This is a genomic window from Pseudomonas sp. OTU5201 (assembly GCF_038440135.1).
GTDB classification, from domain to species: Bacteria; Pseudomonadota; Gammaproteobacteria; order Pseudomonadales; family Pseudomonadaceae; genus Metapseudomonas; species Metapseudomonas resinovorans.
Genome location: NZ_JASATC010000005.1, coordinates 114,072 through 128,928 on the forward strand (window position 1 = coordinate 114,072; position 14,857 = coordinate 128,928).

11 protein-coding genes are annotated in these 14,857 nt (G+C 63.5%); 7 read left to right on the forward strand and 4 right to left on the reverse strand.

The window, feature by feature from the left end:
• Positions 1-383: 383 nt before the first annotated feature.
• The 3 genes from AAHM40_RS04880 (at position 384) to selO (ending at position 7,125) form a co-directional block, all read left to right on the forward strand.
• Positions 384-2,126 (forward strand): potassium/proton antiporter, encoded by a 1,743-nt coding sequence (locus AAHM40_RS04880; RefSeq protein WP_342243657.1) that lies wholly within the window; start codon positions 384-386, stop codon positions 2,124-2,126.
• A 167-nt stretch (positions 2,127-2,293) separates the two neighbouring features.
• Positions 2,294-5,623 (forward strand): mechanosensitive channel MscK, encoded by a 3,330-nt coding sequence (gene mscK, locus AAHM40_RS04885; RefSeq protein ID WP_342243727.1) that lies wholly within the window; start codon positions 2,294-2,296, stop codon positions 5,621-5,623.
• Positions 5,624-5,664: 41 nt separating this feature from the next.
• Positions 5,665-7,125, forward strand: a complete 1,461-nt coding sequence (gene selO / locus AAHM40_RS04890; RefSeq protein WP_342243658.1) for a protein adenylyltransferase SelO — start codon at positions 5,665-5,667, stop codon at positions 7,123-7,125.
• 79 nt (positions 7,126-7,204) lie between these two features.
• Here selO and AAHM40_RS04895 read toward each other — a convergent pair whose 3' ends face one another.
• The gene (locus AAHM40_RS04895) at positions 7,205-7,900 is read right to left on the reverse strand and encodes an aspartate/glutamate racemase family protein (RefSeq protein WP_342243728.1); all 696 of its coding nucleotides are present in this window, start codon (positions 7,898-7,900) and stop codon (positions 7,205-7,207) included.
• A gap of 249 nt (positions 7,901-8,149) precedes the next feature.
• On the opposite strand from AAHM40_RS04895, the gene AAHM40_RS04900 reads away from it, so the two are divergent.
• The 4 genes from AAHM40_RS04900 (at position 8,150) to AAHM40_RS04915 (ending at position 11,166) form a co-directional block, all read left to right on the forward strand.
• Entirely contained in the window at positions 8,150-9,124 is a 975-nt protein-coding gene (locus AAHM40_RS04900) for a sulfite exporter TauE/SafE family protein (protein WP_342243659.1), read from the forward strand.
• A 68-nt stretch (positions 9,125-9,192) separates the two neighbouring features.
• On the forward strand, positions 9,193-9,627 hold the full coding sequence (gene trxC, locus AAHM40_RS04905) for a thioredoxin TrxC (protein ID WP_342243660.1): 435 nt from the start codon (positions 9,193-9,195) through the stop codon (positions 9,625-9,627).
• 197 nt (positions 9,628-9,824) lie between these two features.
• Positions 9,825-10,268 (forward strand): PaaI family thioesterase, encoded by a 444-nt coding sequence (locus tag AAHM40_RS04910; RefSeq protein ID WP_342243661.1) that lies wholly within the window; start codon positions 9,825-9,827, stop codon positions 10,266-10,268.
• A 73-nt stretch (positions 10,269-10,341) separates the two neighbouring features.
• Entirely contained in the window at positions 10,342-11,166 is an 825-nt protein-coding gene (locus AAHM40_RS04915; RefSeq protein WP_342243662.1) for a universal stress protein, read from the forward strand.
• 53 nt (positions 11,167-11,219) lie between these two features.
• Here AAHM40_RS04915 and AAHM40_RS04920 read toward each other — a convergent pair whose 3' ends face one another.
• From AAHM40_RS04920 to AAHM40_RS04930, 3 genes are all read right to left on the reverse strand, one after another.
• Complete coding sequence (locus AAHM40_RS04920) at positions 11,220-11,984, reverse strand: ParA family protein (RefSeq protein WP_280284958.1); 765 nt, start codon at positions 11,982-11,984, stop codon at positions 11,220-11,222.
• A 222-nt stretch (positions 11,985-12,206) separates the two neighbouring features.
• Positions 12,207-13,274, reverse strand: a complete 1,068-nt coding sequence (gene hemE / locus AAHM40_RS04925; RefSeq protein WP_342243663.1) for a uroporphyrinogen decarboxylase — start codon at positions 13,272-13,274, stop codon at positions 12,207-12,209.
• A 132-nt stretch (positions 13,275-13,406) separates the two neighbouring features.
• Positions 13,407-14,825 carry an FAD-dependent oxidoreductase gene (locus AAHM40_RS04930; protein WP_342243664.1) on the reverse strand — a complete coding sequence of 473 codons (1,419 nt, stop codon included), beginning with the start codon at positions 14,823-14,825 and terminating at the stop codon, positions 13,407-13,409.
• Positions 14,826-14,857: the final 32 nt, after the last annotated feature.

A 14,857-nucleotide genomic window follows, 5' to 3' on the forward strand; every position in this document is an offset into this window, starting at 1 on the left:
GGGGCAAGCGTTTTGCTTCCTTTGGGGCGACTGCCAAAGGGAGTCGCCCGGGAGGGCGAAACAGAAAGTCGACACCCACTCGGCAATGAGCTGAACCACCGAACAACAAGCCAACACCCTCACACCGGATTGCCAATCCAGCTTACGCCGCTTTTCCCCGAAACCCTGCGAAGAACCTTTCTATGCCCCGGTTTTTCCAGGTGTAATCGACTGCAGAAAATTCCAAGGGAACCCTCCCTGGATTTGTCCTTCCAATCAGCGCCTCCCCCCTGGCAAGAACTCTGCATGTAAAGCTTGCAGCGCGCTGCCGCCCGCAGGTTAGAATTCGTCCGCATGCGCCCCCTGCATGCCCCATAGTCCCTCCCCCATGCAAGGAGCCACCAGTGGATGCCACCACCGTCAATAGCCTGTTCCTGATCGGCGCGGTGCTGGTAGGCATGAGTATTCTGGTCAGCGCCTTCGGGTCGCGCTTCGGCGTCCCCATCCTCGTCGTGTTCCTTGTGGTCGGCATGCTCGCCGGCAGCGACGGCCCTGGCGGCATCGCCTTCAACAACTATTCCCAGGCCTACCTGGTGGGCAACCTGGCGCTGGCGATCATCTTGCTGGACGGCGGCATGCGAACCCGTGCCGCTACCTTCCGTGTGGCGCTCTGGCCCTCATTGTCCATGGCCACCATCGGGGTGCTGGTCACCGCAGGACTGACCGGTGTGGCTGCCGCCTGGCTATTCAACCTAAGCACCCTGGAAGGCCTGCTGATCGGCGCCATCGTCGGCTCCACCGACGCCGCAGCGGTGTTCAGCCTGCTGGGTGGACGCGGCCTCAACGAGCGCGTCAGCGCCACCCTGGAAATCGAGTCGGGCAGTAACGACCCGATGGCGGTGTTCCTCACCGTGACCCTGATCGAGATGCTCGCCACCGGCCAGACCGGCTTCAGCTGGACCTTTGTCGTACACATCGTCCAGCAGTTCGGCATCGGCACCCTGCTGGGCTTCGTCGGTGGCTGGCTGATGCTGCAACTGATCAATCGCCTGACCCTGGCGAACGGCCTCTATCCCCTGTTGGTAGTGGCCGGCGGCATCCTGGTGTTTGCCGTGACCAACGCCGTACACGGCAGTGGCATCCTCGCCGTCTACCTCTTCGGCTTGTACCTCGGCAACCGGCCAATCCGCTCGCGCCACGGCATACTGCACATGCTCGACGGCCTCACCTGGCTGGCGCAGATCGGTATGTTCCTGGTGCTCGGCCTGCTGGTCACGCCACACGAGATGCTCCCGATCCTGCTGCCGGCCCTGGGCCTGGCGCTGTGGATGATCATCTTTGCCCGTCCGCTGTCAGTGTTCCTCGGCCTGCTGCCCTTCCGCGCATTCCACGACCGCGAAAAGGCCTTCATTGCCTGGGTCGGCCTACGCGGCGCGGTGCCGATCATTCTCGCCGTGTTCCCGCTGATGGCCGGGCTGCCCAATGCCCAACTGTTCTTCAACGTCGCCTTCTTCATCGTGCTGGTGTCCCTGGTTCTGCAAGGCACTAGCCTGCCCTGGGCCGCCAAGCTGCTGCGAGTGACGGTCCCGCCTGAGCCCGCGCCGATCTCCCGCGCGGGCCTGGAAGTGCACCCCACCAGCGAGTGGGAGCTGTTCGTCTACCGCCTGGGGGCCGAGAAGTGGTGCATCGGCGCCGCCCTGCGCGAGCTGAAAATGCCGGAAGGCACCCGCATCGCCGCACTGTTCCGCGGCAAGGAGCTGCTGCACCCATCAGGCAGTACCACCCTGGAGGCTGGCGACATCCTCTGTGTCGTCGGCCACGAGCATGACCTCTCTGCCCTCGGTAAACTGTTCAGCCAGGCGCCGCAGCGCGGGCTGGACCTGCGCTTCTTCGGCGACTTTGTCCTGGAAGGCGATGCCCAGCTGTCTGCGGTGGCCGCGCTCTACGGCCTCAAGCTCGGCGCGCTGGATGGCCACCAGGCCCTGGGCCGTTTCATTGCCCACGAAATCGGCGGCGAGCCGGTGGTCGGCGACCAGGTGGAATGGAACGGTCTGACCTGGACCGTTGCTCTGATGGAGGGGAACAAGGTACGCAAAGTGGGCGTCAAATTCCCCGAAGGGCAGGGTCGTCCGGGGCTGTTCCTCTAGAGGACGCGTCTAGGACGGCCCTCCCGAGTCGTCAGGCCCCCACCATGGAAACCATGGGTTCGCCGATGCGCGAACCCGGATCACTACCGCTCGTGCCAGACAGCCCTGCAAAGGCCGTCGTGGCATATCATTAGCCGCATTTGAACCCGAGTTACCCGATCGCGATGATTGCCTCCTTGCGCACCTTTCTTGCTGCCACCCTGCTGGGCCTCTGCCTGACTCCGGCCTACCTGCAAGCTGCCCCCACCGTCGGTGCTGCCTTGCCCAAACCGACTGCCGCGCCAACCGAGAGCAAGGCTGCCGAAGGCGAAGCCCAGGACAAGCCCTCGCTCGAGGAACAGACTCAGACCTTCGTGGCCAACCAGCAGGAAAGCCAGCAGGCCCTGACAGCGCTCAAGCGCCAGCTGAGCGATGCTCCCCGCCTGGTCAATGACGCACAGCGCGAACTGATGCGGCTGAAGAACAGCCCGCCCATCGCGGTGAAAGAGCGTTATGGCAAATCCGAACTCGCGCAACTGGAAAAGCTGCTGGATGAGCGCAGCAACGAACTGGCCGAGCGGCAGAAGTCACTGGCCGACGCCAACAGCCTGATCATCACCTCCCAGACCCGCCCGGAGCGGGCCCAGGCCGAGATCAGTACCAACCAGACGCGTATCCAGCAGATCAACAACAACCTCAAGACCGGCAAGGAGAACGGCAAGACCATCAGCGACAATCAGCGCAACCTGCTCAGCGCCGAGCAGGCCGCCCTCGCTGCCCAGACCGAATTGCGCCGCGAAGAGCTGGCGGGCAACAGCCTGTTGCAGGACCTCGGCAACAGCCAGCGCGACCTGCTCATGGAGCGCATCCGCCGCCTTGAGCAGGAAACCCAGGACCTGCAGTCGCTGATCAACGAGATGCGCCGGGAAAGCTCGGAGCAGACGGTGGCCGAACTCTCCCGCGACACTGACAAGGCGACGCCGGACAGCCTGCTCGCGAAAGAAAGCGCCATCAACCTGAAGATGTCCGACTACCTGCTGCGTGCCACCGACCGTCTCAACGAGCTGACCCAGCAGAACCTGCAGACCCGCCAGCAACTGGACAACCTCAGCCAGGCCGATCAGGCCCTGGAAGAGCAGATCAGCGTACTCCAGGGCAGCCTGCTGCTGGCCAAGATCCTCTACCAGCAGAAGCAGGCTCTACCCCAACTGCACCTGGACAAGAACCTGGCCGATGAGATCGCCGATATCCGTCTCTACCAGTTCGAGCTGAATCAGCAGCGCGACCAGTTGAGCAACCAGCAGGCTTATGTTGACGGCCTGCTCGCCGAGCAGCCGCCCGAGCAAGTGACAGCTGAACTGCGTACGACCTTGATGGAACTGGTCACCACCCGCGCCGAGCTACTCGATCGCCTGAGTCGTGAGCTCAACACCCTGCTCAACGAATCCATCACCCTGCAGCTCAACCAGAAGCAATTGCAGGAGACCTCCCTGGCCTTGCGCAACACCCTCGACGAGCAGATGTTCTGGATTCCGAGCAACAAGCCTCTGGACCTCAACTGGCTGAAATCCACCCCGCACCTGTTGGAACGCCAGTTGGCAGAAATGCCCTGGGGTGCAGGGCTGCGCGAATTGGGCGAGGGCCTGGTGGACCGTCCCTGGCTGTTCCTGCCGTTGCTTCTGGTAATCGGCGGCCTGCTATGGAAGCGTCGCTACCTGTACGCCAAGCTCCACGAGATCAACCAGGACGTCGGCCACTTCAAGCGTGACAGCCAACTGCACACACCAATGGCGCTGTTCCTCACCGTGATGCTCGCCCTGCCGGTCAGCCTGTTCCTGGTCCTCTGCGGTTTCGCCCTGCAGATCGACGCCCGCGGCCAAAACGCCACCCTGGGCGCCGCCTTTATGGAGATGGCCCAGGCCTGGATGGTGTTCTATACCCTCTACCGCGTCCTTGCACCGGGTGGCATCGCCGAACTGCACTTTCACTGGGACCGCCCGCGGGTCGCCTTCCTGCGCAGTCAGATCCGTCGCCTGGGTGGCGTGGTCATGGCGCTGGTAGCCATCGTCACCGTCGCCGAGCACCAACCTGCGGCGCTGGCAGACGACATCATCGGCATCATCGTAGTGCTCAGTTGCTATGCCTTGATGACCCTTGTGCTGAGCAACCTGCTGTTGGCCGAACCCATGCGCGAGCAGACGTCACCTTTCCGCCTGCTGATCGGCGTCGCCTTCACGCTGGTTCCGCTGGTCTTCATCGTCGCGGTGGGCTTCGGTTACTACTACACCTCGCTCAAACTCACTGATCGGCTGATTACCTCTCTTTACCTGGTGATTGTCCTGTTGCTGGTCGAGGCGGCCTTCGTCCGCGGCCTCTCGGTGGCGGCCCGGCGCCTCGCCTACCAGCGGGTGCTCGCCAAGCGCCAGGCACAGACCAAGGAGAATGCCGAGGGCGAAGAGGTCGTGGTGGAAGAGCCGACCCTCGACATCGAAAAGGTCAACCAGCAGTCGCTGCGCCTTATCCGCCTGGCGCTGCTGGGTGTGTTCATCGCCTGCCTGTACCTGGTCTGGGCCGACCTGATCAGCGTGTTCGCCTACCTCGACCAGATCACCCTCTACCAGTACTCCACCGGCACCGGCAATGCCGCCACTCAGGTGCCCATCAGCCTGCTGGACGTGCTCGGTGCATTGATCATCGCCGGCATTACCACGGCGCTCGCGCGCAACCTGCCAGGCCTGCTGGAGGTCCTGGTGCTATCCCGGCTGAAGCTGGCCCAGGGCAGCGCCTACGCCACGACCACCCTGCTGTCCTATGCCATTGCTGGCATTGGCTTTGTCACGGCGCTGTCTACGCTCGGCGTCAGCTGGGACAAGCTGCAATGGCTGGTAGCCGCCCTCTCGGTGGGTATCGGCTTCGGTATGCAGGCGATCTTCGCCAACTTCATCTCCGGCCTGATCCTGCTGTTCGAGCGGCCCGTGCGCATCGGCGACCTGGTCACCATCGGCACTGTCACCGGCACGGTGAACCGTATCCACATCCGCGCCACCCACATCACCGACAGCGACCGTAAGGAAGTGATCGTCCCAAACCAGACTTTCCTTACCAGCCAACTGATCAACTGGACCTTGACCGACACCGTCACCCGCATCGTGCTGGAGTACAGCGTCAACCGCAGCAGCGATCTCGACCTCGAAATGGTGCGCAAGCTGCTGCTGCAAGCCACTCAGGAGAACCCGCGCGTACTCCGCGACCCGGCACCCACCGTGCAGCTGAAAGCCTATGGCCCTGCCACGTTAGATCACGAGCTGAAGATCTACGTGCGCGAGCTCAGCGACAGAGGCCTGGCCACGGACGAACTGAACCGTCGCATCGACCAGCTGTTCAAAGAGCACGACATCAATACCTCCAGTACGCCGAAGATGGACGTCACCCTCACCCGCAGGATCGACAAACATGGCGATACCGACGCCGAAGGCATACCGATCAAGGACAAGGCACCGGTCCCGGAAGCCAGATGAGTCCACTTCCAGCGCCGACGGCGGCATGACAAGCTGAGCCCATGAAAAGACTCGACGACCTGCAGTTCGACAACCGTTTCGCCCGCCTGGGTGATGCCTTCTCCACCGAGGTGCTGCCCGAGCCCATCGCGGAGCCGCGCCTGGTGGTGGCCAGTCCGGCAGCCATGGCCCTGCTCGACCTGGACCCGGTTGAAGCCGACACCCAGGTGTTCGCCGAGCTGTTCTCCGGGCACAAACTCTGGTCCGAGGCTGAGCCACGCGCGATGGTCTATTCCGGGCACCAGTTCGGGGCCTACAACCCGCGCCTGGGTGACGGCCGCGGGCTGCTGCTGGGCGAGGTGCTCAACGATGCCGGCGAGCATTGGGACCTTCACCTCAAGGGCGCCGGCCAGACGCCCTACTCGCGCATGGGCGATGGCCGCGCGGTGCTGCGCAGCTCGATCCGCGAATTCCTCGCCAGTGAATACCTGCACGCCCTGGGCATTCCCACCAGCCGCGCACTGTGCGTGACCGGCTCCTCGACCCTGGTGTACCGGGAAACGCGCGAAACCGGCGCCATGCTGCTGCGCCTGTCGCCGAGCCACGTACGCTTCGGTCACTTCGAGTACTTCTATTACACGCGCCAGCACGAGCAGCTCGAAACCCTGGGGCGACACGTCATGGAGTGCCATTTCCCCCAATGCCTGGAGCAGGAGCAACCCTGGGCCGCGTTCTTCCGCGAAGTGCTGGAACGCAATGCCGAACTCATCGCCCTTTGGCAGGCCTACGGCTTCTGCCACGGGGTGATGAACACCGACAACATGTCGATCCTCGGTATCACCTTCGACTACGGCCCCTACGCCTTCCTCGACGACTTCGATGCCAACCACATCTGCAACCACTCCGACGACAGCGGCCGCTACAGCTTCAGCAACCAGGTGCCCATCGCCCACTGGAACCTCGCGGCCCTGGCGCAGGCGCTGACGCCCTTCGTCGACGTGGACCAGCTGCGAGAGACCCTCAACCTGTTCCTGCCGCTCTATCAGGCCCATTACCTGGACCTGATGCGCCGTCGCCTGGGCTTCACCTCAGCTGACGAGCAAGACGAGGCGCGAGTGCAGCGCCTGCTGCAACTCATGCAAGGCAGTGCCGTGGACTACAACCAGTTTTTCCGCCGTCTGGGCGAGGAGAGTCCGAAGCAGGCATTGCGCAAGCTGCGGGAAGACTTCGTCGACCTGGCAGGCTTCGATACCTGGGCCGCCGACTACCAGGCCCGCGCGGCGCTGGAGGGCGACGACCAGAAAGCACGCCGTACCCGAATGCACGCGGTGAACCCCAGGTACGTCCTGCGCAACTACCTCGCCCAGCGCGCCATCGAGGCGGCCCAGCAGGGTGACTATGCCGAGGTGCGCCAGCTGCACGCCGTGCTCTCCCGCCCCTTCGACGAACAACCGGGCATGGAGCGCTATGCCGAACGCCCGCCAGAATGGGGCAAGCACCTGGAGATCAGCTGCTCGTCCTGATCGGGAAAGGTCCTACCTGTAGGGGCGAATTCATTCGCCAAGGGCCGCGCAGCGGCCCCCTGGGAACCCGCAGCGGGTTTCAGTCCTCCAGCATCCATTCCAACCCCATCGCCACATGCCGCTCGGCGCTGTCCACCAGCGGCAGCGGCGAGTCGCACCCCTCCAGCAGCAGACCGATCTCTGTGCAACCGAGGATCGCCGCCTGGGCACCCTCGGCCTTCAGCGCCGCCAACTGGTCGAGGTAGAAGGCCTGGGCGGCTGGCAGGAACCGGCCTACGCAGAGCTCCTGGAAGATGATCCGGTCGATCTCCGCTATGGCCGCAGCGTCGGGCACCCGTACGTGGATGCCGAAGCGCCGATCCAGGCGTTCCCGGTAGAAATCTTCCCGCATGGTGAAGCGAGTGCCGAGCAAGGCCGCACGTTCGATGCTCCGCTCGCGCAGCGCCTGGCCAACGGCGTCGCCTATGTGCAGCAGCGGGATATCCACGGCGTCCTCGATGGCCGCGGCCACCTTGTGCATGGTGTTGGTGGCCAGCAGCAGCGCCGTCGCGCCGGCGCCCGCCAGGCCCTTTGCAGCCTCGGCCAGCACCTGGCCGGCAGCCTCCCATTCACCGGCCTTCTGCTGTGCGGCGATCTGCGCGAAATCCACCGAGTGCAGCAGCAGGGGCGCCGAATGCAGTCCACCAAGGCGCTCTCGCACGCCCCGATTGAGCAGTTGGTAATAGGTGACGGTGGATTCCCAGCTCATTCCGCCAAGCACGCCCAAGGTCCGCATCACCGTCCTCTCCTCCGATTGGAAAGCCCCAGCCTAGCCCAGGCCAGCCGCAGATCGGGAATACAGTTACAGGTCAACCCGGGGATACAGCTGAGCCAGCCTTCTCCCATCGGCGCACGGCCCGCTTCACTCACAAAATGGAATATAAACCTGCATAAATCTTCTTAGACTCTCTAAGCAAAGCGGATTATCTTCGCGGCCTGCTTATTCCAGCCTGTTCTACCACCCACTGTCAGGCGCTGTGCCCGCATGAAGATTCGCAACCTCGACCTCAGCCAGAGTTCGATCAACACCGAACACGAAGCACTGCGGATTCCGCCCGTCGAAGATTTCGTCTCGCATCCCGACGACCATCCCGTCCTGCGAGCCGCGATGTGGGTTGCGGTGTTGATTCTGGTCGGCCTGCTGAGCTTCCTGGCCTGGCGCCTGTTCTTCGATAACGGCGGCGGCAGTGGCTTCGAGATCATCGAGAACGCCCTGACCAGCAAAGGCTTCTGGAGCGCGGTGGCGGTGGGCTTCTTCGCCCAGGTCATCGACGGCGCGCTGGGCATGGCTTACGGCATCACGGCTACCACCTTCCTGCTCAGCACCGGCGCCACTCCCGCTGCTGCCAGCGCCAGCGTGCACATCGCCGAAGTGTTCACCACTGGCCTGTCGGGCATTTCCCACGTCAAGCTGGGCAACGTCAACAAGTCCCTGTTTCTGCGCCTGCTGCTGCCGGGCATCATCGGTGCCGTCCTCGGCGCCGTGCTGATCACCCAGTTCGACGGTGCGGTGCTCAAGCCATTCATCTCCGCCTACCTGCTGCTGATGGGCCTGTACATCCTGAGCAAGGCCTACCGCCACGTGGCCAAGCGCCGCGCGCCCAACCACGTCGCCAAGCTGGCGCTGTTCGGCGGTTTCGTCGATGCCGCCGGTGGCGGTGGCTGGGGCCCGGTGGTCACCAGCAGCCTGATCGGTTCGGGCAGCGATCCGCGCACCACCATCGGTTCGGTCAACTTCGCCGAGTTCTTCCTGACCATCTCCAGTGCCACTTCCTTCATTCTCCTGGCCGGCGAGCCGGACACCTGGAAGATGGTCGCCGGTCTCGTCTTCGGCGGCCTGTTCGCCGCGCCCTTCGCCGCCCTGCTGTGCAAGAAGCTGTCGTCGCGCACCCTGCTCATCATTGTCGGCTGCCTGATCACCCTGATCAGCGCCTACAACATCTTCATCGCCCTGCGCTGAGGGCGATTGCGGGTTGATTTCCGCCCTGCGCGACTCCAGATCTGTGAAGTCCGCCACTGGAGCTTCACATGACCGACCCGCTGATGATCCCCTGCGCAGAGTGCGCGGGCCTCAACCGTATTCCCGCCGCCCGCCTGGGCGATGCGCCGCGCTGCGGCCACTGCAAGGCCGCCGTGCTGCCCGCCGCACCCTTCGACCTGAACGAGGCCAGCTTCGCCAAGCAGCTGCGTGGCGATCTGCCGCTGCTGGTGGACGTCTGGGCCGACTGGTGCGGCCCCTGCAAGGCCTTCGCGCCGACCTACCAACAGGCTGCTGGCCAACTCCAGGGCCGCTGCCGCCTGGGCAAGCTGGACAGCGAGGCCAACCGCCAACTGGCCGGACAGCTCAACATCCGCTCAATCCCCACCCTTATCCTGTTCAAGGGCGGCGTCGAAGTCGCCCGCCAGAGCGGCGCCCTGCCACTGCCGCAACTGCTCGCCTGGCTGAAAAACCAAGGCATCTGATGGGCATGTTCCCGTAGGAGCGAGGGGGACGCCGAGTTCTTGCTCGCGAAGTTTCACTGCGGGGCCGCTCGCGAGCAGAGCTCGCTCCTACAAGAGCCAGGGCATGAGCGTTTCGGTCAGCCACGCTGACCGTCCCGGTCATTGCCGGCGCGCACGCGACGATTAGGCTCTGGAAGTCGCCCACACCGGAGTCCGCCATGTCCATGCCCATCGAACTGGTTCGCCAGTTGACCGAGGAACAGATCGCCTTCGTCAAACGCAGCGGCCTCAAGGCCGAGGTCCTGGAGCGCGGCCATGTGCGCCTGCGCATGCCCCTCGAAGGTAACCAGAACCACATCGGCACGCTCTACGCCGGGGCACTCTTCACCCTGGCCGAAGTACCCGGCGGCGCGCTTTTTCTCACCAGCTTCGACAGCCGCCGCTTCTACCCCATCGTCAAGGAAATGAACCTGCGCTTCCGCCGCCCCGCCAAGGGGGACATTACGGTCGAAGCACGCATGGGCAGCGAGGAAATCACGCGCATCCAGCAAGAGGCCGAAACCAACGGTAAGGCCGACTACCTGCTGGAACTGCAGTTACTGGACGCCGACGGCGAAGTGGTTGCGCAGAGCCGCGGGCTCTACCAGATGCGAGCCCATTGATCGGCCTTGCCCTGGATCAAAATGGCGGGTGACGAAAAGTCGCAGAGTGCGAGCCTCAGAGGAGGCCCCCACCATGTTTCAGCACATCCTTGTCGCCCATGACCTCAGCCACGAAGCAGACATTGCCCTGCGCCGTGCCATCCAGCTGACCCGCCAGCACAACGCCCGCCTGTCCCTGCTGCACGTTCTCGAGGACCACCTGCCCAATGCTGTCCAGGGCAACCTGCGGGACGCGGCCCAACACTATTTCACTGAACGCCTGGCACAGCTGGGCGCCGAGGACTGCCAGGTGCTGCTGCGCAAGGGCCGTCCGGCACAGGAGATTCTCGAGGAAACAGGCGACAGTCAGGCTGACCTGCTAGTTATCGGCCGGCACCACCACAACGCACCCGAGCTCTTCATCGGCACCACGCTGGAGCGGGTCGCCCGCCACCTCACCACGCCATTGCTTCTGGTAGTCGGGGAACGACCTGAACAGCCTTACCAACGTGCGGTCGCCGCACTGGACTTCTCCCTCTGCGCCTGCGACGCCCTGCGCAAGGGCTGCGCCTTGCTTCCCCAGGAGGCCCACCTGACCGCACTGAATGTGATGGAGCTGGGCAACAGGTTGCTGTCCAGAAGTGCCAACTCGGGCAGTTTCCTGGAAACCCAGAAAGCGCTACTGGGGAAGCTGCTGGAAGACGAACTGACCAGCCTGGCCGACCGATCCCCCACAGTGGAGGTGGAAGTGCTGCGCGGCTCGCTCCCCAAGGCGCTGGACGACGGCATCGCCAGCCTGCGCCCACAACTGTTCGCCCTCGGCAGCCACGGCCGTAGCCTGATTTCGCAAGCCCTGCTTGGCAGCCTCGCCCTGCGCTACCTGCAAAACCCTCCCGCCGACCTGTTGCTGGTCAAATAACGCATTCGCCCCGGCAAGCCGGGGCGAACAAGAGGCAGTCCCTTACCGAGCCATCAACTCTCCAGCAGGTCGTGCAGCTCGACGAACTGCTGGGTCAGCTTATGGTTGCGATCGAGGTAGATCAGCGGTTTGCAGGCCTGGTGCGACTCGCGCATCTTCACCGACATCATCAGGTTGACCGGCAGCACCGGCAGCCCCTCCTCCAATAGTTCATCCAGCAACTGCTGGGGCAAGGTCGCCCGCGGCTGGAACTGGTTGACCACAATGCCCTCCACTTCCAGGCCCTCGTTGTGGTCCTCCTTCAACTCCTCTATTTCTGCAAGCAACCCGTAGAGCGCATTGCGGGAAAAGCTGTCGCAGTCGAAGGGAATCAGGCAGCGATCAGCGGCGATCAAGGCAGAAACCGTATAGAAGTTCAATGCAGGAGGCGTATCCAGGTAGATCCGGTCGTAGTCTTCGGCCAAGTCGTCCAGCAACTTACGCAGCTTGTTGATCTTGTGCTTCGACTCGAGCTTGGGCTGGAGGTCGGCCAGCTCAGCCGTGGCGGTCACCACGTGGAGGTTGTCGTAGGGCGTTTCGTAGATATCCACCTTGCCCTTGCGGAAGGCGGTAGCCGAGAGCGTCTGCTTGAAGAAGTCGGCGATCCCCATGGGGATATCTTCACCGGTCAGGCCGGTGAGGTAGTGGGTAGAGTTGGCTTGGGCGTCGAGGTCGATCAACAGGGTGCGATACCCCTGCGAAGCGCTCACCGCCGCCAGGTTACAGGCAATGCTGGACTTGCCGACACCGCCCTTCTGATTGAAAACCACGCGCCGCATCGCACACCTCACTGAGCCTGATAAGTGTCGGATTCTATGCAATGCCCATGACAAGGGCGAGGCCTCCGGCAAGATGCTTGCGCCAAACAAGTGACATCAAAAAGCCACCCGAAGGACTCCTCAATTGCTCGCCATCGACCAGGTTCCAGAAGCCCAGCGCGGTGAGCTCATCAGGTTCAATTAGAAAAGGCCGCGAAAGCGGCCTTTTCCATTGCACGGATCTCAGCCGTGGTACTGCGCCGACAGTTCGTGCACTGCCTCGAAGAAGGCGCCAGCGTGGGCCGGGTCGACTTCCGGAGTGATGCCGTGACCGAGGTTGAATACGTGGCCAGAGCCCTTGCCATAGGCGGCGAGGATGCGGCCCACCTCGGCGCGGATGGCCGCCGGGTTGGCGTAGAGCACGGAGGGGTCCATGTTGCCCTGCAGCGCGACCTTGTCACCAACGCGGGCGCGGGCGCTGCCGATGTCGCAGGTCCAGTCCAGGCCCAGGGCTTCGGCGCCGCTGTCAGCCATGGATTCCAGCCAGAGGCCACCGCCCTTGGTGAAGAGGATCACCGGTACGCGACGGCCGTCGTGCTCGCGGATCAGCCCGTCGACGATCTTCTTCATGTAGGCCAGGGAGAATTCCTGGTAGGCCGCCGCCGAGAGGCTGCCGCCCCAGGAATCGAAAATCTGCACCGCCTGGGCGCCGGCCTTGATCTGGCCGTTCAGGTAGACGGTCACCGACTGGGCCAGCTTGTCCAGAAGAGCGTGCATGGCTTGCGGGTTGCCGTAGAGCATCGCCTTGGACTTGCGGAAATCCTTGCTGGACCCGCCTTCGACCATATAGGTGGCCAGGGTCCAGGGGCTGCCGGAGAAGCCGATCAGCGGCACACGGCCGTTCAGTTCACGGCGGATGTTGCGGACGGCGTCCATCACGTAGCCCAGGTCCTGCTCCGGGTCCGGGATCGGCAGGGCTTCGATGTCGGCCAGGCTGCTCACGACTTTCTTGAAGCGCGGACCTTCACCGGTCTCGAAGTACAGCCCCTGGCCCATGGCGTCGGGGATGGTGAGGATGTCGGAGAAGAGGATTGCCGCGTCCAGCTGGGGATAACGATCCAGCGGCTGGACGGTGACCTCGCAGGCCAACTCGGGGTTTTTCATCAGACTGACGAAGTCGCCGGCCTTGGCACGGGTGGCACGGTATTCCGGCAGGTAACGACCGGCCTGGCGCATCATCCAGACGGGAGTGACATCAACGGGCTGCTTGAGCAGGGCGCGGAGGAAACGGTCGTTCTTCAAGACGGTCATGGCAGTGTCCAACGAAAAAGTGCGGGCATTTTCGCAGAGCCCAATGCAAAAGGCACGGCGGGTGCCGTGCCTTTTGTCCATCGCGACGAAATGCCGCGAGCCTCAGCCAACCAGGCGGCGTGGATGCGCCGCTTAGACGCCCAGGTAGTCGAGGATGCCTTCGGCGGCCGTACGTCCTTCGAAGATCGCCGTTACCACCAGATCGGAACCACGGACCATGTCGCCACCGGCGAAGATCTTCGGGTTGCTGGTCTGGTGCTTGAACTGCGACTGCGCGGGAGCGACCACACGGCCCTGGTTGTCGATGCGGATGTCGAACTGCTCGAACCAGGGCGCCGGGCTCGGGCGGAAACCGAAGGCAATCAGCACGGCTTCAGCCGGGATGATTTCCTCGGAGCCCGGGATCGGCTCGGGACTGCGACGGCCACGGGCGTCCGGTTCGCCGAGACGGGTCTCGACCACCTTCACGCCTTCCACCTTGTCTTCGCCGACGATGGCGATGGGCTGGCGGTTGAAGAGGAACTTCACGCCTTCTTCCTTGGCGTTCTTCACCTCTTTGCGCGAACCCGGCATGTTCTCTTCGTCACGGCGGTAGGCACAGGTCACGGCCTTGGCGCCTTGGCGAATGGAGGTGCGGTTGCAGTCCATCGCGGTGTCGCCACCACCCAGGACCACTACGCGCTTGCCCTTCATGTCGACGAAGTCTTCGGGGGACTTCTCGAAGCCGAGGTTGCGATTGACGTTGGCGATCAGGAAGTCGAGTGCGTCGTGCACGCCCGGCAGGTCTTCACCCGGGAAACCGCCCTTCATGTAGGTGTAGGTGCCCATGCCCATGAAGACTGCATCGAATTCCTCGAGCAGTTGCTCCATGGTCACGTCCTTGCCCACGTCGGTGTTCAGGCGGAATTCGACACCCATGCCGGTGAAGACTTCACGGCGACGGCTCAGCACGTGCTTTTCGAGCTTGAACTCGGGGATACCGAAGGTCAGCAGCCCGCCGATTTCCGGGTTCTTGTCGAAGACCACCGGGGTCACGCCGTTGCGCACCAGTACGTCGGCACAGCCCAAGCCAGCCGGGCCCGCACCGATGACGGCGACGCGCTTGCCGGTGAACTTGACCTTGGACATGTCCGGACGCCAACCCATGGCGAAGGCGGTGTCCGTGATGTACTTCTCCACCGAGCCGATGGTCACGGCGCCGAAGCCGTCGTTCAGGGTGCAGGCGCCTTCGCAAAGGCGGTCCTGCGGGCACACGCGGCCGCAGACTTCCGGCAGGGTGTTGGTCTGGTGCGACAGTTCGGCGGCGGCCAGGATGTTGCCTTCCGATACCAGCTTCAGCCAGTTCGGAATGAAGTTGTGCACCGGGCACTTCCACTCGCAATACGGGTTACCGCAGCCGAGGCAGCGGTGAGCCTGGTCAGCCGCTTGCTGCGGCTTGAACAGGTCATGGATCTCGACGAATTCCTTCTTGCGCTGGCGCAGAAGCTTCTTCTTCGGATCCTTGCGCCCGACCTCGATGAACTGGAAGTCGTTGTTCAGACGTTCAGTCATTAAAAAAACCTCATCAAACCACTTCAGGCGCT